The following is an 18,038-nucleotide window of genomic DNA, read 5'->3' as shown; positions in this document are numbered from 1 at the left end:
GAAACATCCCGCCAGCAGAAGCTGAGGCACGCTTTTATGCACAACAGAAATCACATGCATTAGCCGCTTAAATCAGATAAAAAACGTCTCCACAAAACCCGGGGCAATTCAGTAGCGTCACGCATCTCATATGCTTTCGCTCCCTTTAATATTCTCGGCTACTCGTTGAAGGTACGCCGATATGTCGGTCACCGCTACGTACAAACGTGGCATCATTTGAGGCGGTGTCACAACCGTCCGTGGCTGTTGAAAAACAGGCTGCTGGGATCTCGCCTGGACGATCAAACCGCAGCCGGCCATCGATCGAGTGCCATTTCGGCGATGGAGAGAAGTTCGTTGATCGTAGCGCCGTCGCGCGCTTGAACGGACATGCCTTCCATGACCGTATTGATGAATTTACCTAGGACGGCCGGATCAGTATCGGCCGCAAGCTCGCCCTGCGCGGCGCCCCGATGTAAACGCTCGATCAGGAGGGCCTCCGCCGCGATACGCTTGTCGCGCAGCAGGCATTCGATGGCGGCGGACGCCGGCGACACGGCTGCCGCTGCCGAATACATGAAGCAGCCGGCCGGCGTTCCAGGCTCCGAGAACGATGACGCCGCTTGCTCCAGCAGGCCTTTGACGGCCTCGAAGGTGGACAACGCCGGGTCGTTGATGGGGGCATAGAGGTGGACGCTGAACGTCGCGGCATAGCGCTCGATCACCGCCGCGAACAGCCCCGCCTTGTTGCCAAACGCCGCATAGAGACTGGCGGCGGCGACGCCAGTCTCCGCCACCAGATCGGCCATCGAAGTCGCCTCGTAGCCGCGCTGCCAGAACAGCCGTACCGCCTTGTCGAGCGCTGCGTTAGTGTCGAACACGCGAGGGCGACCTGCGCCGCGACGTGCTTTCGTCTCTGTCATGTCTGGCGCCCGATATGGAATGATCGATAAATAATATCTTGAAACTGGTGGCCCACACCGATACAGAACGATCATTCTATAATCAAGGAGTGTCCCATGAGCCGCATCGTCCGAATCCACGAATATGGCGACGCAAGCGTCCTCAGGATTGAAGAAGTGGCAGTGCCCGCGCCCGCGGCCGACGAAGTGCAGATCGCGGTCAAGGCGATAGGCATAAACCGCGCCGAGGTGATGTTCCGCAACCATGCCTACCTTCAGGAAGCCGAGTTCCCTAGCCGACTCGGCTACGAGGCTGCCGGCACTGTCGTTACGGTCGGGGCGGACGTGACCGGGTTTGCGGAAGGCGAAGCCGTCAGCGTTATTCCCCCGCTCGATATCGCGCGCTGGGGCACTTATGGCGAGGTCGCCAACGTGCCCGCCCGCCTCGTCGTCAAGCATCCGGCGGCGCTGTCGTTCGAGGAAGCGGCGGCCGTGTGGATGCAGTATGTCACCGCCTGGGGTGCGCTGGTGGAGCAGGCGAAGCTCGGCGAAGGCGATTTCGTCATCGTCACCGCTGCTTCCAGCAGCGTCGGCCTTGCTGCCTTCCAGATTGCGCGGATGGTCGGCGCGACGGTAATCGCGACGACGCGTACCGGCGCCAAGCGCCAGGCCCTGCTCGATGCCGGTGCACATCACGTCATCGCGACCGGGGAAGAGGATCTGGTAGCGAAGGTGATGGAGATAACCGATGGCGCAGGTGCGCGCGTGGTGCTCGATCCGGTCGGAGGCCCGTCGCTCGAACCGCTGACCGCAAGCATGGCGCGCGGCGGCATCCTGCTTGAATATGGCGCGCTAAGCGACGAGCCGACGCCGTTCCCGTTGTTCTCCGTTCTGGGCAAGAGCCTAACGCTCAAGGGTTATCTCTACAGCGAGATCGTCTCCGACGATGCCGCCCTCGATCGCGCCAAGGCGTTCATCGTGGCGGGACTGGAATCGGGCGCACTAAAGCCGCAGATCGCGCGCACCTTCCCGCTCGACGCCATCCAAGACGCGCACCGCTTCCTCGAATCAAACGACCAGATCGGCAAGGTCGTCGTTACGGTCTGACCGGCAATTCTGGGGGAGCGAGCGATGGCTCCCCCCCTTCCCCGACACATGATCGGACCCTCAGCCCATGCCGTGGTTGCTTGCGGCGCAGGCTTGAGAGCATGACCGGAACCTCGCCCGATGAGAGAAACGCCCGTCTCAGTGCAGGATTGAAACTCCCCCCCTGTATGGTATGCTGAAGCGATTTCTCGGGAAAACGCGATGCCACATTCATCAGAGGACAAAAAGCGAGCCATCACACGCTTGCGGCGTATCAAGGGTCAGGCGGACGCTCTGGAACGCGCGATCGAAGCCGGGGCCGATTGCGCTCCCCTGCTGCAGCAAATTGTCGCCATGCGTGGCGCGACAAACGGACTGATGGCGGAAGTGATGGAGAGTCACCTCAGGGAAACATTCGGTTCCGGCGCAGATCCGGCCCTCAAAAGCGAGGGTGGCGATCACGATGACGGCGTGGAGGGCGTAATGAAGATTCTGCGTACTTATCTTAAATGACGATTTCAGGCTCATTTTCTTGCCCGTGTTCTCTCGCACTTAGAAGCCAGCCCCTGCTGCCTTCTCTGGTTTGAGATCCTCGGTAGGACACCTCTTGTATACTGGCAGGGAGTATGACAAAGATACTCCCTGACAGTATGAGAACGTCGACGAATTTGCGATGGCGCAACGGCCTCGCACCGGCAATCAGTTTCCATCAACGAGGGTATCCCAACATGAAATCTCGCGCCGCTGTAGCCTTCGAGCCGGGCAAGCCACTCGAAATCGTCGAAATCGATGTCGCCCCACCCCGGAAGGGTGAAGTGCTCATCCGGGTGACGCACACCGGTGTGTGCCACACCGATGCGTACACGCTGGCGGGCAGTGATCCGGAGGGCGTTTTCCCGGTGGTTCTAGGCCACGAGGGCGCGGGCACCGTTGTCGAGGTCGGTGAGGGCGTCACCAGCGTCAGGCCGGGCGATCACGTGATTCCGCTCTACACAGCCGAGTGCGGCAAGTGCGATTTCTGCGTGTCGGGCAAGACCAACCTGTGCGTCGCTGTCCGCGAAACGCAGGGCAAGGGTTTGATGCCCGATGGCACCACCCGCTTTTCGTACAATGGCCAGCCCCTTTATCATTACATGGGCTGTTCAACCTTCAGTGAATATACTGTCGTCGCCGAAGTTTCGCTCGCCAAGATCAATCCCGAGGCTAACCCCGAACAGGTCTGTCTGCTGGGCTGCGGCGTCACGACCGGCATCGGCGCAGTCCACAATACCGCCAAGGTCCAGCCCGGAGACTCGGTCGCCGTGTTCGGCCTGGGCGGCATCGGCCTCGCGGCGATTCAGGGTGCGCGCCAGGCGAAGGCGGGTCGCATCATCGCCATCGACACCAATCCGTCCAAGTTCGAGCTGGCACGCCAGTTCGGTGCGACCGAGTGTATCAACCCCAAGGACCATGACAAGCCCATCCAGCAAGTGCTGATCGAGATGACGGGATGGGGCATCGATCATACCTTCGAGTGCATCGGCAACGTCAATGTCATGCGCGCCGCTCTTGAATCAGCGCACCGTGGCTGGGGTCAGTCGATCGTGATTGGCGTTGCCGGCGCGGGCGAAGAAATCTCCACCCGTCCATTCCAGCTCGTTACGGGCCGCGTCTGGAAGGGGTCCGCTTTCGGCGGCGTCAAGGGACGGACACAGCTCCCCGGCATGGTCGAGGACGCCATGAGAGGCGATATCGATCTGGCCCCGTTCGTGACCCACACCATGGGTTTGGAGGAGATCAACGAGGCGTTCGAACTGATGCACGAAGGCAAGTCGATCCGCACGGTCATTCACTACTGACCCGCCGATCCGCAGCGGCGCCAGGCGCTCGGATCGACAAGCCAGCCTTCATCATGACCCGACCCCGGCCATGATGAAGGCTCCCTGGCAACTGAGCGATGCGGTACAACCGCCGAAGTGCAGTCGTTACACGCCGATAGCGGCACGGACCACGGCCGCCTAACCCGTGCGCTTACCTGCGGGGTGTGTGGCCTCGTCGCGCGACCCGACGGAAAAAGGCTTTGTCGTACCTTAGTTTAGTGCTGGAAAATATTCCAAAGGTTTCGAAGCTCGCGCCATCGTGGCCGTTGGATGCATTGAGTCGGAAATGCATTCATCTGTTACCCTGATTGTGATGAAACACGGGCCGCACGGGCGGATACGGCAGGAAAACTAAGTTGAAAAACAAGGATATACACTCGACGACGCAGGCCTCCGACCATGGACATGCGGGGCCGCCCGCTTGCGTGCAGGTTCGCGGCGCGCGCCAGAATAACCTCAAAAATATTGACGTCGATGTACCGCGCGACGCCTTCGTGGTGTTCACCGGCATATCGGGCTCGGGCAAGTCATCGCTCGCGTTCGGCACCCTTTATGCCGAAGCCCAGCGGCGTTATCTGGAATCGGTTGCGCCCTATGCCCGTCGCCTGATCGACCAGGCCGGCGTGCCGGAGGTCGACACGATCGACGGATTGCCGCCTGCGGTCGCGTTGCAGCAGCAGCGCGGCTCGGCCAACGCGCGATCCACGGTCGGCAGCGTGACGACGCTCTCCAGCCTGGTGCGGATGCTCTATTCCCGCGTCGGCGAATATCCGCGCCATCAGCCCATGCTCTATGCGGAGGATTTCTCCCCCAACACGGTCGCGGGGGCGTGCGCGACCTGCCACGGCATCGGCCGCGTATATGACGCGACCGAAGAGACGATGGTTCCCGACGACAGCCTCACCATTCGCGATCGGGCGATCGCCGCCTGGCCGACCGCCTGGCATGGCCAGAACCTGCGCGATATCCTCGTTTCGCTCGGCTATGACGTCGATACGCCGTGGCGCGACTTGCCGAAAAAGGATCGCGACTGGATCCTCTTCACTGACGAGGCGCCGACGGTGCCGGTCTATGCGGGCCTGACGCCCGAACAGACCCGGACGGCGCTCAAGCGCCGCATGGAGCCGAGCTACCAGGGCACCTTCACCGGCGCGCGCCGCTTTGTGCTGGAAACCTTTGCCAACACTAAAAGCGCGCTGATGAAGAAGCGCGTCTCGCAATATATCATCGGCCGCAATTGCCCGACCTGCAACGGCAAGCGCCTGAAGCGCGAAGCCCTGTCGGTCAAATTCGCCGGGCTCGATATTGCCGAGTTCGGCGACCTGACAGTGCTCAAGCTGAAGGACTTGCTGATGCCCGTCGCGCATGGCGAGTATGGGGCAGTCTCCGACACCTCAAAGGGCCATGTTCTGGAAAAAGCGGCCCGCGAAGCAGCGGTCGAACAACGGGTTGCCGCGGGCGGCTCTGCGCACAAGAGCGCGCCCGACGTGCGCCGCACGCCCAATCTCTCCGACGAGAAGCGGATCGCCGCCCAACGCCTTGCCTGCGAATTGATCGAGCGGCTCGAGGCGCTGATCGATCTTGGCCTTGGCTACATTTCGCTCGACCGCAGCACGCCGACGCTCTCCTCCGGAGAGTTGCAGCGCTTGCGGCTTGCCACCCAATTGTCGTCACAGCTTTTCGGCGTGGTCTATGTGCTTGACGAGCCTTCGGCAGGGTTACATCCGGCAGATGGCGAAGCCTTGCTCACTATCCTCGAGCGTCTCAAGGCGGCGGGCAACTCCCTGTTCGTCGTCGAACATGATCTCGACGTGATCCGCCACGCTGAATGGCTCGTCGATGTCGGGCCAGGAGCCGGGGATAAGGGCGGTGAAGTCCTCTACAGCGGGCCGATAGAGGGGCTTGCCCACGTCGAGACTTCAATCACCCGCCGCTACCTGTTCGCAGAGCCGCTCCGCAGTGAGCGCACACCGCGCGATCTCAAGGCATGGCTACGCTTGGAAGGGATCAGGCGTAACAATCTTCAAGGTCTCGACGTTGAGTTTCCCATCGGCTGCTTCACCGCTGTCACCGGCGTTTCGGGATCGGGCAAATCCAGTCTTGTCAGTCAGGCGCTGCCCGAGCTCGTCACGGAACACCTCGGCGGCTCTCCGGTGGCCGAGGAGGAGGATATCGATCCTCTGCTCGACGTTGCTCAGAACGATACTGAAGGACGCATTGTCGCGGGCATGGAGCATGTTCGCAGGCTGGTGCGGGTCGATCAGAAACCGATCGGCCGCACGCCGCGCTCGAACCTATCCACCTACAGCGGCATGTTCGACCATGTGCGACGGATCTTCGCTGATACGCCGCTCGCCCGCCGGCGACACTATAGCCCGGGCAGGTTCTCGTTCAACGTCGCGCAAGGTCGCTGCCCGGTGTGCGAGGACGAGGGATACGTCATGGTGGAGCTGCTGTTCCTGCCGAGCGTTTTTGCGCCGTGCTCGACCTGTCATGGCTCTCGCTACAACCCGCAAACGCTCGAAGTCGAATGGAACGGGCGCAATATCGCCCAGGTGCTCGAACTGACGGTCGACGATGCGTGCGATTTCTTCGCTGGCGAGGCATCTGTGATGCGCTCCCTCGACGTGTTGCGGGAGATCGGTCTTGGCTATCTGAGGCTCGGACAGCCTGCGACCGAGCTGTCTGGCGGGGAGGCGCAGCGCATCAAGCTGGCGACTGAACTGCAACGCGCCCAGCGCGGCAACACGATCTACATCCTCGACGAGCCCACTTCGGGGCTTCACCCCTCCGATGCCGACCGGCTGATGCAACACCTGCAGGGCCTCGTCGACGCTGGCAATACCGTCGTCGTCGTCGAACATGACATGCGCGCCATCACGCAGATGGACTGGGTCATCGATCTGGGACCGGGGGCTGGGGAAGATGGCGGCCGTATCGTTGCCAGCGGCGTCCCTGGCGTCGTTGCGGAAGCAGAAGGCAGTCTCACCGCCCCCTATCTCAAAGCGGCGCTGTAGGTCGTAAACCTGACCGAACGGGCGTTCGATCAGGTGTATGTCAACCGGACGCTGGAATGGGTCGAATCTGGAAGCGGGAGCCGAAGATGTGTCAACGCGGTTGACGCGGTTTAGGGTTCGAGTGCCCGTCAGGTGCGCCGTGTTAGTCTGATATGCGGCGTAGCGGACAGCCAATCGCCGGCCATCCGCTACGCCTGTTTTGTGCGGAACTTCTCCAGGGAGCGGGCCCTCACATGGTTCGTCGAAACCGCCCCGTCTTAATTCCCGGCTGCGAGCCCAGCGCCCACACCTTCCGCGATTTCGTCCACGAGTGTGGCGCAGAAGGTGGGTAAATCATTAGGGTCGCGGCTTGTGACAAGGCCGTTGTCGACCACGACTTCTTCATTGATCCATGTACCGCCGGCGTTCTCGACATCGACCTTCAGCGTTGGGTAGGACGTCAGGGTGCGACCCTTAAGCACGCCCGCCTCAATCAATGTCCAGGGTGCATGGCATATAGCCGCAACCGGTTTTTTCTGATCGAAGAAAGCCCGGATGAAACCAATTGCCTCGCCGCTGCCGCGCAGCTTGTCGGCACCGACAGTTCCTCCGGGCACAACAAGTCCGTCGAAATCGTCGGCTTTCACCTCGGAAAACGTCTTGTCGATAGTATAGCTGCCGCCCTCGTCGAGATCGCTATTGACTGTGCGAGCCACGCCCGCTTCAAAACTGACCACGGTCACTTTGCCGCCAGCCTCCTCGATAGCTTGCTTGGGCTTCGAGAATTCTGGCTCTTCCGTCCCGCGGGGCGCGATCAGAACGGCAACTGATTTGCCCTCTAATGTCATAATTTATCCCTATTCCGTAGAAGACTAAGGTCAGGCACCCGGTTTGAGCACGACCTTTGTCCAACCATTATCGCGCGCATCGAAATGCTTGTAAGCGTCTGGTGCCTGATCGAGCGGCAGTCGGTGCGAGATGATTTGACCAGGATTGGCCCGGCCTTGCTCGATAAGCTTCATCAGCCGCCGGTTGTAGTGCTTTACATTACACTGGCCGGTGCCGATCTTCTGCCCCTTGAACCAGAAGTTGCCGAAGTCGAACGCCATCTTGCCTTCCTTCTGGAGATCGTCGGTCGCATTCGGATCTTCCGGGATAAACACGCCGACGACGCCGATGCCGCCGGTGGCCTTCGTGCTTTTGACGAGGCAGTTCATCGTGTAATTACTGCGCTCCTTGCCGTGGCGATCGCAACACTGGTAACCTACCGCCTCGACCCCCCGGTCGGTTCCAAGGCCGCCGGTCGCGTCAAGGATCTGCTGGGCGGGATCGCCCTTGCGCATGTCGATCGGGATCGCCCCCATCGCTTCGGCCAGCTTCAGACGGTCATCGTGGGAATCGACCACGAAGATCTGAGCGGCACCGCGGATTTCGGCCGAGTGCGCGGCCATCAAACCGACCGGACCAGCCCCGTAGATCGCGATACTCTCACCAGGCAAGAAACCTGACAACTCGACGCCATGCCAACCCGTCGGGAAGATGTCGGAGAGCATGACATAGTCATCCTCCTTCTCCTCAGCGTCCTCGGGCAGCTTCAGGCAATTGAAGTCGGCATAAGGTACGCGCATCATCTCGGCCTGACCGCCTTGCCACGGACCCATCTCGGCAAAGCCATACGCTGCGCCGGCGGTCCCAGGATTGGTCGTGAGGCAAAAACCCGTCAGACCGCGTTCGCAATTTTCGCAGAACCCGCAACCGACGTTGAACGGCATGCAGACGCGATCGCCCTTGTTAATCCGATCTACGGCAGCGCCGACTTCGATGACTTCGCCAAGGTTTTCGTGGCCAAAGACCCTGCCCTTCTCGAAGCTAGTGCGGCCCTCGTACATGTGAAGGTCCGACCCGCAGATGTTGGTCGTCGTCAGCCGGATGATAACATCGGTCGGCTTTTCGATCTTGGGATCATCGATGGTATCGACGGAAACGTCTTTGGGCCCGTTGTACACGACAGCTTTCACGGATCTTCTCCTTTTGTAGCTCTGATCTGGGCGTCATCAAATCGAGAGCTTGCTGATGATCCGAACCAGCGCAAAGGCGCATAGCATGGCACCTTTCCAACCAATGTCTGTCTCCTAAACCGCCTGACGCCTGAACGGTTCCTTCCCGTTCGGCAGTTCTCGGATCGATTTACGGCGGCTTTTCGATTGCCAGGGCCAGGACGATCTAAAAAGCGGCAGATTGATGACCTAAAGAAGTTCCTGCGAAACCAACGGCGCCATGATAACGCAACACATCAACGCCGACTTATCAGCAGCAGCATCAAAAGGCCGGATAAGCGCAAAAGACAAGGCCATCCACTATCGCGGATGGCCTGTCGTATTCTTCTATTTAGTTCCAGAGCCGGCGGGGTCGTCCATTCCCGAGGGCAGGCGACCCTAACCGTGCAGTCGTACGGCAGCTTGGGGTGCCGACCACTCCGCTATTTCGCGGCCAGCAGGGTGAACTTGTGAATCTGCGGCGGTTCCGAGAACAGTTCTTCCGCCTTCTCCATCAGCGCGGCGGCAACCTTGCCGTCAAGATGGGCCTGCCGATCCTCCTCTGTGTCGAACGTATCGAAGATCGCGTACGCACCGGGACCTTCCTCGATCGCATACCAGGTCAGAGTGCCCGGCTCGGCTTGAACGAGCGGCAATGCCGAGGTCAGGAAATTGGCGACATCGCGCGCTTTTCCGGGCTTGGCCTTCAGTGGCACATACAGCGCAAGTTTGGGCATCATCGACTCCTCAAGTTAAACGGACAGATATCATTTGGCAAAGTAACGGTCAAGCGGGCCGGAACGTTCCTCGTCAGCAAGGCATATCCACAGAACGCATCGCGCTCCCGCCTTGCCGGTGCGTGCGAGGCATGAATTGCCCCGGGTTTTGTGGAGACGTTTTTTATCTGATTTAAGCGGCTAATGCATGTGATTTCTGTTGTGCATAAAAGCGTGCCTCAGCTTCTGCTGGCGGGATGTTTCCAATGGAGGACAGGAGCCGCCGATTATTGAACCAGTCGACCCATTTAAGTGTTGCCAGTTCAACAGCTTCCCTGTTTTTCCATGGCCCCTGCCGATAGATGAGTTCGGTTTTGTAAAGTCCGTTAATGGTCTCTGCCAAGGCGTTATCATAGGAATCCCCAACACTGCCGACAGAAGCAACGAGCCCCGCTTCAGCCAGTCTTTGCGTGTAGAGAATGGACACATATTGACAGCCGCGGTCGGAATGGTGGGTCACTTTTCCCTCAGGTCGCCTCTGGCACAGAGCCTGCTCGAGAGCATCCAGCACGAAGTCGGTACCCTCCAAATCTGCCTGTCGGCTTCACCAATTAAGCAGACAGGCAGTGCTCACCTCAAGTCAGACGAGGTGGTAAGCCTTCTGTTGTATTCCTCGTGAGGCTTCCCAAATTCATAGGAACTGCGTCTTTTAAGAAGGATCTGTCATGACCAGCCTGTTTGAGCCGATTGAACTGGGAAGCATTTACGCCAAAAACAGAATTCTCATGGCGCCGCTGACACGCGGTCGGAGCACCCGTGATCATGTGCCCACCCCCATCATGGCCGAATATTACGCGCAACGGGCCGGAGCCGGTCTGATCATCTCAGAAGCGACCGGGATCAGCCGCGAAGGTCTTGGCTGGCCGTATGCGCCGGGCCTGTGGTCGCAGGAACAGGTGGAAGCCTGGAAGCCCATCACCGCCGCAGTTCACGCCAAGGGCGGAAAGATTGTGGCCCAGCTCTGGCATATGGGTCGGATGGTTCATTCCAGCGTGACGGGCCAGCAACCTGTGTCCTGCTCGGCGACAAAAGCGCCTGAAGCCCTCCATACGTACGATGGCAAGCAGGCTCCCGAAGTCGCCCGCCCTCTCACCAAGGAGGACATTGCCCGCATCCTGAACGACTACGAAAATGCTGCTCGCAATGCCCTTCAGGCAGGCTTTGACGGTGTGCAGATTCATGCCGCCAACGGTTATCTGATCGACGAATTTCTGCGGGACGGCACCAATCATCGTTCCGACGAATATGGCGGTTCGCCGGAAAACCGCATCCGCTTCCTGCGTGAAGTCACCGAACGCGTGATCGCAACGATTGGCGCGCACAAAACGTCAGTAAGGCTGTCCCCCAATGGCGATACGCAGGGCTGCATCGACAGTCATCCAGGGCAGGTTTTTGTGCCGGCCGCAAAGCTGCTGAATGACCTCGATATCGCTTTCCTTGAACTGCGCGAGCCCGGACCGAACGGCACGTTCGGCAAGACCGACCAGCCCAAGCTGCATGGTCCGATCCGCGAAGTCTTCAGGAAGCCGCTGGTTCTGAATCAGGACTACACACGGGAAGAAGCGATCGAGACAGTCGCTACCGGTGTTGCGGACGCCATTGCGTTTGGTCGGCCTTTCCTCGCCAATCCGGACCTCGTGCGTCGTCTGGAAGACAATCTGCCCCAGAACAAGGACGATATCCGCACCTGGTACTCGCAGGGTGCAGAAGGCTATACGGATTATCCGCTTGCTCGCTGATACCCTATTTTTCCCGCAAGTTCCTTCCAATGGAAGGAACTTGCATTTGAACTATAGAAAATATTTAGCCGCCGACGTGATACTTGTCGTGAAGTAGGCGAAATCACCTGAATAGCTCTACTCCCTGCCATGAATGTGAACACTGCGAAAGGCTGTTTTCGGTAACTCTATCCCGATAGCCGACTGTCTGTTTCCCCCCCATTGCAGTCGTGATTTCCGGTAGGTGACGGGGACGCCGTGTTCCGGAATGAGGGGCCAGGTGTTTCTGCGGTTGGATGAGATCCCGCGTGGGAAGTGGTGATCAGAGGAAGAGGGTGGCTTCGCCTTCTGTGCCGAATAACTGGCATCAGAGGAGAGTTTTCCATGACTACAACCACCATCCTGCCCCCTGCGTTCCGTGGTGCGGCGTCCGGCGGCTTCCGGATCGATCCTTCGCGCGGGAAGCGTAGTGCCCGCGTCTCGTCCGAATGGTTCTCGCGCCCCGATGATGAGCGGTATCTCTCGCTGTCCGAGCTGCATGCCGCCACGCTGGCGCGTGCGGATCGGGCTACGGCCCGCACGGTAGAAAGCCGCGCCATCCGAGTGGAGGCGAGCCGCGACAATGCCGAGCGCCTGACCCTGACCGTGCCGGGGCAGAATGACCCGATTGCTCCCACACACTGGTCCTTTGGCCAGATGTGCAGCCTGGTTGGTGCCCCCTCGTCGTACCTGCGCAATCTTCCGGCTCCGCTGGCGGCAATCAACCTGCAGCACGGGTTGCTGTCGCACCGGGCCGAACTGGTCAAGACGCTGGAAACCGAGGACGGGCGCGTCGAACTGCGTGCTTTAACTGGTCCCGATTACGGTCGTATCTGGGACCATGAACTGGTGGGCGCGGTGCGCAAGATCGCCGGTGATGGCACCGGCGATACCAACTGGAAGGTGCCCGGTGTGATCGACTGGGCCACCATGACCCATAACCCCTATGTGGACATTACGAAGGAAACCACGACGCTCTACGCATCGGATCGCGATGTGTTCCTGTTTCTCGTCGACGATACACACCCGATTGAGGCGGGACGCCTGCCCAATGGTGAGCCCGATCTCTATTTCCGGGGTTTCTATGCATGGAATTCAGAAGTCGGCAGCAAGAGCCTCGGCATTGCGTCATTCTACCTGCGCGGAGCGTGTCAAAATCGTATGTTGTGGGGCGTCGAAAATTTCGAACAGATCACGATCCGGCATAGCAAGTTTGCAGCCTCACGCTTCGTGCATCAGGCGACACCGGCGCTACGGAACTTCGCCACAGCCAGCCCGGCCTCGTTCGTCTCGGGCATTCAGGCCTCGCGCAAGGCGCTGGTGGCGAAAACCGACGAGGACCGCGAAAGTTTCCTGCGTCGTCGCGGGTTCTCGAAGCCAGAGACAACGAAGATCATCGAAACCGTGCTGCATGAGGAAGGGCGCAAGCCGGAGAGCGTGTTCGATTTCGTGCAGGGGATCACGGCGCTGGCGCGGACAAAGGCCAATCAGGACACGCGGCTGGATCTGGAGGAGAAGGCCCGCAGGCTGATGGAGCGTGCGTCCTGAAAGACGACTGCACGCTTTTCCGTAAAGACGTTTTTACGAGCCCGGCCACTGCGCCGGGCTTTTTCGTTTCGGGAGTTTTTCCGATGGCTGATTTCTTCACGCATTTTTCCTGCGTTCTCGATGTGGGCACAGTGGACAATGCCGCAAAGGCGCTCGACCTCTACAATGCGTTCATGGACGAACTGGCGGCGGAAGATCCACCCTCTGACGGTTTTGTCCTATCGATCGTGCCCGAATATGGCGGCACGAAACTCTGGATGCACGATGAGACGATCGGAGATCCGCATCAGGTGGTGGAATTCGTGCTACGCTGTGCGCGAATATTCCGGTTGCGGGGCCGATGGGGATTCCAGTGGGCCAATACGGCCTCACGTCCCCGGATAGGCGCCTTCAGCGGCGGTGCGCATCTGCTTGACCTTGGCAGGCGCAAAACGATTTCATGGATGACCACCGATCGCTGGCTGGCGATCGCCCTGGACGGAGGCAATCCCGACACAGGAGGGCAGGGCGATGACCTTGCATGATGCAGGCGATCTCGCCCGTCGGCTGGCGGAGAACGCGGAGGCGGTGTGCCGGCAGTATCTGTCCGCCGGTCGCCGTCACGGCAATTACTGGCTGGTCGGTGACGTGCGCAATACGCCCGGCCGGTCGCTGTTCGTCCGGCTCCACGACACCGCCAACGGCAGGGCGGGAAAATGGACGGACGCTCAGTCGGGTGAGCATGGCGACCTGCTCGACGTGATCCGCGAAAGCCTCGGCCTGGTGGATTTCCGCGACGTGGCCGACGAGGCACGCGCCTTCCTCAGCCTGCCGCATCCTGACCCAGTGCCGCCGTCACAGGACCGACCTGCCCGTGAGCGTGCTTCCGCCAGTTCTTCCGAAGCGGCACGACGGCTCTGGGCCATGTCCGGGCCGATCATAGGCACATCCGTAGACGCGTATCTCCGTAGACGCGATATTACGCTTTTGCACGGAACCGAAGCCCTGCGCTTCCATCCGCGTTGCTTTTACCGCCCGGACGAGGACGGTCTGACCGAGACCTGGCCCGCCATGATCGCCGCTGTCACCGACCTCGACGGCACTCTGACCGGTGTGCATCGCACCTGGCTGGCGGCGGACGGCCGTGGCAAGGCACCGGTCGACCATCCGCGCCGTGCCTTGGGCGGGCTGCTCGGTCATGCCGTGCGCTTCGGGGTGGCATCCGACGTGCTCGCCGCCGGGGAAGGCATCGAGACGGTGCTTTCGCTGCGGCAGGTTCTGCCCGATCTGCCATTGGCCGCCTGCCTGTCTTCGGCACATCTCGCTGCCCTGATCTTTCCGCCGCTGCTACGCCGTCTCTACGTCCTGCGCGACGACGATCCGGCCGGGGATCAGGCGCTGGCGACGCTGCACGCCCGCGCGGGTGACGCCGGGATCGAACTGATCGGCCTGTCGCCACGGCTGGGCGATTTCAATGATGATCTCCGTGCGCTGGGACGCGGCGCGCTGCGGGCGATCCTGCATCCGCAACTCGCGCCAGCGGACGTGGCACGCTTTCTGGAGGCCGCCGATACCTGAGCGGGCCGGAAAGAGGAGTGGGGGGGCCGTCTTCTGTCGGCGGGCCTGTCCTGCCTCCCGTCCGGCAGGTCCGCGCCCCGGCCTTTCAAGTGGGGAGCGGGCGTCAGCCGGGCCGGGCCTTCAATGGCGTGAGCCGGCTATTTTCCGTCGCGCCCTGTGGGGGCGCTTTACATCGCGAGGCAAAATAGCCGGCCCCCTGCCATCCTTCGCTGTGCTGCGGCCGCGCGCCAGCGCGCGGTTCCGGCCCGTCCCTGGTCTGCCGCTGTCCGCCCCCGGAAAGGCCGCGAAGGGCGCAGCCGGAGACCTGGGAGGACAGCCTCATGACCCGCATGACCGACGATTTCGAACCGCCGCACGCCGCTTCATCCACCGCGCATGTGCTGACCGAACTCCAGATGTATGGCTACCGTCCCTTCGCGGACGAGCCGGACCCCAGGCCGCTACCCGAAGCGCAGCGCATCGGGGGTGCTGTGGCCGACATCTTCGACGCCATCGCTGCGACGCTGACCGACACACGGCTGGAAGCCGATCTCGAAGCATTGCTCTGGTCCACCGTGAACATCTTCCACCGCATGGTCGGCCAGGTTGAGCGTGAGCTTGACCGCAACGAGCAGGCGCAGAAACGGAGCCAGCAGGAACAGGATGGCAGCGAGATCCGCTCGGTGGAACTGGAGCGGCTGATCGCCGAAGGGCTGACCCTGATCGAGCGCCGCAACGCCTACGAGATCTTCCGCGACGAGGCGCAGGAGCAGTTCGAGCGCCTGACCCTGAGCGCGTGGCGTCCGAAGGCCGGCTCGCTGGTGTCACGTCGCACCATGACGGCCTCCATGATCGACAGCCGCGATTTCCTCAACGCCCGACGCCGCGCCGAGGGCGAGTTGCTGGTCCCGCCCGGCCCCAAGGTGGTCGTGACCGGGGGCCTGGACTTCGACGACCATATCCTGATCTGGGACCGGCTGGATAAGGTGCGGGCCAAGCATCCCGACATGGTGCTGCTCCACGGTGGCTCGCCCAAAGGTGCTGAGTTCATTGCCTCACGTTGGGCCGATCACCGCGATATCGTGCAGATCGCCTTCAAGCCGGACTGGACCAGGCATGCCAAGGCCGCGCCCTTCCGTCGTAACGATGCGCTGCTCGACACTATGCCGATCGGCGTCATCGTCTTCCCCGGTTCAGGCATCCAGGAAAATCTGGCCGACAAGGCAAAGCGGCTCGGTATCCCGGTCCTGCGGTTCGGAGGCGGCGCGTGAGCGCTCTCTCCTTCCCCGCAAGCCAGCGTCTCAGGCAAGAACCTCAAGACCGTGCTTCTGAATGACGCTCAACAGCTTGAGCGCCATCCCGCTCGGCCGTTTGGCGCCGCTCTCCCACTTCTCGACCGTGCTTTCGCTCGTGTTCAGATACCGCGCGAAGACCGGCTGGCTGACATTGTTCGCCTCGCGGAGACGCTTGATCTCGATCGGCTCGATCGCAGGGGGCACCACCAGATGGCGCGTGTCAAAATCACGCATCGTCGCCTTGTCGAGCGCGCCGACCTTGTGCAGCATTACCGCCCCGGAATGAATGGCCTCGGAAATGTCGCTCCGGAAGCTATTTTTTCTCTTCATCGCCATGGCATATCTCCGTCAGGTCTCGATCCTTCAAAAGCCGTTCGACCTGTTCCCCGGTCAGCACGGCATAGGCTTTGGCGAGGGTCCGGAAGTCTTCCAGTTCATCGCTATCGATATTGTCCCGGTCCTTCTTCGCGAACAGATAGGCGTAGATCCAGTATCGACCGCCTTTCGCAAGAATAATGCTGCGATGCAGGTTCTTGTTCAGGCGCTTCTTGAAGACACCACCACCCAGATCGACGGCCTGACCCTTCATGACCTCCCGGATCGCTTTGCAGAGTTCATCGTCTTTGATGCGAGCTTTCCGGGCCGCCCTGGCGAACCAGGCGGTCTTGAATGCCCGCTGGGATGGCTCGGCATTGGTCATGACCTCCTATGTAGCACCAGGTGCTATGGATCGCAAGGTTCTTCGCAACGCCACCGGATCACGGGGGAAGGCAATAACGCTCGACCTGATTGACCGCAACGTCCGCATACCAGCGATAGATTTCGATGATATCGTCACCGGCGGGACGTAAGCCGCGCGGATTTTCGTTCCGGTCACCGTATCATCTGCGCTATAATGCGGGTTGCGCCGTGGTGGTGGTGGCAGGCGCGACCGTCCGACATTGTCGGTTGCACGGAGACCGCCGCCATGTTCATCCTTGCTCCCTTCCTGCTCGTCGCCGGCATTGGCTTCCTGTGCTGGTTGTTCTTTACCGTGGCAGTCTTCGCCCTGCCCTGCGCCATGGGTCTGATGGCCGGGTTCTGGGCGTATGGTGCGGGTGCTGGTGTTGTCGGCGGGATCATCGTCGGTTTCGTCGCGGGCGCTGCAACCTTCGTTATTGGCCAGGTCGCCTTCGCCTTGGTGCCGTGGATGTGGCTCAAGCTGCTGATCGTCCTGCTCTATACGGTGCCCGCCATTATCATGGGCTACAGCACGACACATGGGATCGCCCAGATGCTGATGCCGTCTCCGGCGTGGCAGCTCTTTTTCTCCATCATCGGCGCGATCGCGGTGGGCGTCACCGCTTTCATCCGCTTTACAACCGTGGCCCCACCCGGACCGTCCGGCGGCAATATCGCGCGGGTCTGACACCGCTCTGGCAACCGGCGAGGCAGGACAGGATCGGGGGCTTTCGCATCTGGCCGCCTCGCTGTCAGGAGGGTATGGCAGGAGCGATCGATGAGGCCCTGATTGCAGCATATTGGCTGAAGGTGCTCTTTCCCTGGAGCGTGGACGTCCAGCGCTTCCTGTCAGCATCGGCCGGTGGAATCCCGGAAGGCAGGGCGTGTCCGTGCGAAACGCAGTCCCGGAACGGGGCGTGTGCAGGGTCGGAAGCAGGGCATGACGATGCCTTCCCCTTCCTGGCCGACACTTGCGTGGGGCGCGGGTGGCCATAGTCTCCGTGATGTGTGCTCTGTCGGGCCGCGCACGCATGCCGCCTCTCAAGATGGCTGATCTAGCCGAAGGTCGGCTGCGCCTCGATCGGCCATGGCGCAACAGCGGTCCATAATTTTCTTCCCCTGACGGCTGCGCCGTCATTCCTCGCGAAACAAGAAAATTCCGTCCCGCCGTCCTCCGCTGCGCTTCGGTCCCTACGGGATGCGCCGCCGCTCGCCTCCGTCTGTCCGATCGCCATCGAGGCCGCAATGGTGCGGGCTCGGTAACAGAGATCACGGAGCAGTATCATGGCTACCATCGGCACCTTCAAGAAAGTCGGCAACGGATATAACGGCGAGATCGTCACCCTCTCGCTCCAGACCCCCAACGTCCGCATCGCCCCCGAGACCACGCGCCTGAACGAAAATGCCCCCAGTCACCGCGTCTTCGTCGGCCGGGTCGATTATGTGGAGTCCGGGATTATGCGGAGTGGGTGATCCTCGATGGTGGTTTTCTGCGGGTTTGGGCTGGTTTCTGCTCCGCATAATATCGGGGTGATGAGAGACCGGCGC

General features: G+C 61.0%; 18 protein-coding genes and 2 pseudogenes. 13 read left to right on the top strand and 7 right to left on the bottom strand.

What is annotated here, in order from left to right; all coding sequences use genetic code 11:
* Positions 1-281: 281 nt before the first annotated feature.
* Entirely contained in the window at positions 282-902 is a 621-nt protein-coding gene (locus GOB90_RS17390) for a TetR/AcrR family transcriptional regulator (RefSeq protein WP_061490211.1), read from the bottom strand.
* Between the two features lie 96 nt (positions 903-998).
* On the opposite strand from GOB90_RS17390, the gene GOB90_RS17385 reads away from it, so the two are divergent.
* From GOB90_RS17385 to GOB90_RS17370, 4 genes are all read left to right on the top strand, one after another.
* On the top strand, positions 999-1,988 hold the full coding sequence (locus tag GOB90_RS17385) for a zinc-dependent alcohol dehydrogenase family protein (protein ID WP_095350419.1): 990 nt from the start codon (positions 999-1,001) through the stop codon (positions 1,986-1,988).
* Positions 1,989-2,189: 201 nt separating this feature from the next.
* The gene (locus GOB90_RS17380) at positions 2,190-2,480 is read left to right on the top strand and encodes a metal/formaldehyde-sensitive transcriptional repressor (RefSeq protein ID WP_043153273.1); all 291 of its coding nucleotides are present in this window, start codon (positions 2,190-2,192) and stop codon (positions 2,478-2,480) included.
* 215 nt (positions 2,481-2,695) lie between these two features.
* The gene (locus GOB90_RS17375) at positions 2,696-3,805 is read left to right on the top strand and encodes an S-(hydroxymethyl)glutathione dehydrogenase/class III alcohol dehydrogenase (RefSeq protein WP_146892543.1); all 1,110 of its coding nucleotides are present in this window, start codon (positions 2,696-2,698) and stop codon (positions 3,803-3,805) included.
* Between the two features lie 392 nt (positions 3,806-4,197).
* On the top strand, positions 4,198-6,843 hold the full coding sequence (locus GOB90_RS17370; RefSeq protein ID WP_338077575.1) for an excinuclease ABC subunit UvrA: 2,646 nt from the start codon (positions 4,198-4,200) through the stop codon (positions 6,841-6,843).
* Between the two features lie 257 nt (positions 6,844-7,100).
* Here GOB90_RS17370 and GOB90_RS17365 read toward each other — a convergent pair whose 3' ends face one another.
* The 4 genes and pseudogenes from GOB90_RS17365 to GOB90_RS17350 all read right to left on the bottom strand — a co-directional run.
* Positions 7,101-7,670, bottom strand: coding sequence for a type 1 glutamine amidotransferase domain-containing protein (locus GOB90_RS17365; protein ID WP_146892541.1), 570 nt, complete (start codon positions 7,668-7,670; stop codon positions 7,101-7,103).
* A gap of 30 nt (positions 7,671-7,700) precedes the next feature.
* Positions 7,701-8,840 carry a glutathione-independent formaldehyde dehydrogenase gene (locus GOB90_RS19730; RefSeq protein ID WP_047820974.1) on the bottom strand — a complete coding sequence of 380 codons (1,140 nt, stop codon included), beginning with the start codon at positions 8,838-8,840 and terminating at the stop codon, positions 7,701-7,703.
* Positions 8,841-9,301: 461 nt separating this feature from the next.
* Positions 9,302-9,598 (bottom strand): putative quinol monooxygenase, encoded by a 297-nt coding sequence (locus tag GOB90_RS17355; RefSeq protein ID WP_233419884.1) that lies wholly within the window; start codon positions 9,596-9,598, stop codon positions 9,302-9,304.
* Between the two features lie 169 nt (positions 9,599-9,767).
* Positions 9,768-10,154, bottom strand: a pseudogene (locus GOB90_RS17350) (integrase core domain-containing protein); the annotation flags it as partial.
* 145 nt (positions 10,155-10,299) lie between these two features.
* Between GOB90_RS17350 and GOB90_RS17345 the strand changes: the two are divergent.
* The 5 genes from GOB90_RS17345 (at position 10,300) to GOB90_RS17325 (ending at position 15,746) form a co-directional block, all read left to right on the top strand.
* Complete coding sequence (locus tag GOB90_RS17345) at positions 10,300-11,373, top strand: alkene reductase (protein WP_062247339.1); 1,074 nt, start codon at positions 10,300-10,302, stop codon at positions 11,371-11,373.
* Positions 11,374-11,736: 363 nt separating this feature from the next.
* Positions 11,737-12,939, top strand: coding sequence for a hypothetical protein (locus GOB90_RS17340; protein WP_062497132.1), 1,203 nt, complete (start codon positions 11,737-11,739; stop codon positions 12,937-12,939).
* 83 nt (positions 12,940-13,022) lie between these two features.
* Positions 13,023-13,463 carry a hypothetical protein gene (locus GOB90_RS17335; protein WP_010517766.1) on the top strand — a complete coding sequence of 147 codons (441 nt, stop codon included), beginning with the start codon at positions 13,023-13,025 and terminating at the stop codon, positions 13,461-13,463.
* Entirely contained in the window at positions 13,450-14,496 is a 1,047-nt protein-coding gene (locus GOB90_RS17330; protein WP_010517764.1) for a DUF7146 domain-containing protein, read from the top strand. Before GOB90_RS17335 ends, GOB90_RS17330 begins: the two co-directional genes overlap by 14 nt.
* Positions 14,497-14,816: 320 nt before the next feature.
* The gene (locus GOB90_RS17325; RefSeq protein ID WP_010517762.1) at positions 14,817-15,746 is read left to right on the top strand and encodes a DUF2493 domain-containing protein; all 930 of its coding nucleotides are present in this window, start codon (positions 14,817-14,819) and stop codon (positions 15,744-15,746) included.
* Between the two features lie 30 nt (positions 15,747-15,776).
* Here the strand turns inward: GOB90_RS17325 and GOB90_RS17320 are convergent, their stop codons facing one another.
* Both GOB90_RS17320 and GOB90_RS17315 read right to left on the bottom strand, forming a co-directional pair.
* Entirely contained in the window at positions 15,777-16,106 is a 330-nt protein-coding gene (locus tag GOB90_RS17320) for a helix-turn-helix domain-containing protein (RefSeq protein WP_018308131.1), read from the bottom strand.
* Positions 16,084-16,470: a type II toxin-antitoxin system RelE/ParE family toxin gene (locus GOB90_RS17315; protein WP_010517758.1), complete on the bottom strand. Its 387-nt coding sequence runs from the start codon at positions 16,468-16,470 to the stop codon at positions 16,084-16,086. Before GOB90_RS17315 ends, GOB90_RS17320 begins: the two co-directional genes overlap by 23 nt.
* Between GOB90_RS17315 and GOB90_RS17310 the strand changes: the two genes are divergently transcribed.
* From GOB90_RS17310 to GOB90_RS17295, 4 genes and pseudogenes are all read left to right on the top strand, one after another.
* Entirely contained in the window at positions 16,469-16,621 is a 153-nt protein-coding gene (locus GOB90_RS17310; protein ID WP_010668868.1) for a hypothetical protein, read from the top strand. The two genes, GOB90_RS17315 and GOB90_RS17310, sit on opposite strands and share 2 nt — an antisense overlap.
* 116 nt (positions 16,622-16,737) lie before the next feature.
* Positions 16,738-17,178, top strand: a complete 441-nt coding sequence (locus GOB90_RS17305; RefSeq protein ID WP_010517753.1) for a hypothetical protein — start codon at positions 16,738-16,740, stop codon at positions 17,176-17,178.
* 74 nt (positions 17,179-17,252) lie between these two features.
* Complete coding sequence (locus GOB90_RS17300) at positions 17,253-17,486, top strand: hypothetical protein (protein WP_010517751.1); 234 nt, start codon at positions 17,253-17,255, stop codon at positions 17,484-17,486.
* A 288-nt stretch (positions 17,487-17,774) separates the two neighbouring features.
* Positions 17,775-17,930 (top strand): annotated as a pseudogene (locus GOB90_RS17295) (DUF736 family protein); the annotation flags it as partial.
* Between the last annotated feature and the right edge of the window lie 108 nt (positions 17,931-18,038).

Origin of the sequence: Acetobacter oeni (genome assembly GCF_011516825.1) — a bacterium.
Taxonomy (GTDB): Bacteria; Pseudomonadota; Alphaproteobacteria; order Acetobacterales; family Acetobacteraceae; genus Acetobacter; species Acetobacter oeni.
This window is presented reverse-complemented; position numbering and strand designations above follow the sequence as displayed.

What these genes read in the sequence shown, in the direction of transcription:
- GOB90_RS17355 (WP_233419884.1), bottom strand. Translation starts at nt 9,598, where the DNA reads ATGATGCCCAAACTTGCGCTGTATGTGCCACTGAAGGCCAAGCCCGGA.
- GOB90_RS17345 (WP_062247339.1), top strand. Translation starts at nt 10,300, where the DNA reads ATGACCAGCCTGTTTGAGCCGATTGAACTGGGAAGCATTTACGCCAAA.
- GOB90_RS17330 (WP_010517764.1), top strand. Translation starts at nt 13,450, where the DNA reads ATGACCTTGCATGATGCAGGCGATCTCGCCCGTCGGCTGGCGGAGAAC.
- GOB90_RS17375 (WP_146892543.1), top strand. Translation starts at nt 2,696, where the DNA reads ATGAAATCTCGCGCCGCTGTAGCCTTCGAGCCGGGCAAGCCACTCGAA.
- GOB90_RS17335 (WP_010517766.1), top strand. Translation starts at nt 13,023, where the DNA reads ATGGCTGATTTCTTCACGCATTTTTCCTGCGTTCTCGATGTGGGCACA.
- GOB90_RS17305 (WP_010517753.1), top strand. Translation starts at nt 16,738, where the DNA reads ATGTTCATCCTTGCTCCCTTCCTGCTCGTCGCCGGCATTGGCTTCCTG.
- GOB90_RS17340 (WP_062497132.1), top strand. Translation starts at nt 11,737, where the DNA reads ATGACTACAACCACCATCCTGCCCCCTGCGTTCCGTGGTGCGGCGTCC.
- GOB90_RS17315 (WP_010517758.1), bottom strand. Translation starts at nt 16,470, where the DNA reads ATGACCAATGCCGAGCCATCCCAGCGGGCATTCAAGACCGCCTGGTTC.
- GOB90_RS17365 (WP_146892541.1), bottom strand. Translation starts at nt 7,670, where the DNA reads ATGACATTAGAGGGCAAATCAGTTGCCGTTCTGATCGCGCCCCGCGGG.
- GOB90_RS17385 (WP_095350419.1), top strand. Translation starts at nt 999, where the DNA reads ATGAGCCGCATCGTCCGAATCCACGAATATGGCGACGCAAGCGTCCTC.
- GOB90_RS17300 (WP_010517751.1), top strand. Translation starts at nt 17,253, where the DNA reads ATGGCAGGAGCGATCGATGAGGCCCTGATTGCAGCATATTGGCTGAAG.
- GOB90_RS17325 (WP_010517762.1), top strand. Translation starts at nt 14,817, where the DNA reads ATGACCCGCATGACCGACGATTTCGAACCGCCGCACGCCGCTTCATCC.
- GOB90_RS17390 (WP_061490211.1), bottom strand. Translation starts at nt 902, where the DNA reads ATGACAGAGACGAAAGCACGTCGCGGCGCAGGTCGCCCTCGCGTGTTC.
- GOB90_RS17380 (WP_043153273.1), top strand. Translation starts at nt 2,190, where the DNA reads ATGCCACATTCATCAGAGGACAAAAAGCGAGCCATCACACGCTTGCGG.
- GOB90_RS17320 (WP_018308131.1), bottom strand. Translation starts at nt 16,106, where the DNA reads ATGGCGATGAAGAGAAAAAATAGCTTCCGGAGCGACATTTCCGAGGCC.
- GOB90_RS17310 (WP_010668868.1), top strand. Translation starts at nt 16,469, where the DNA reads ATGACCTCCTATGTAGCACCAGGTGCTATGGATCGCAAGGTTCTTCGC.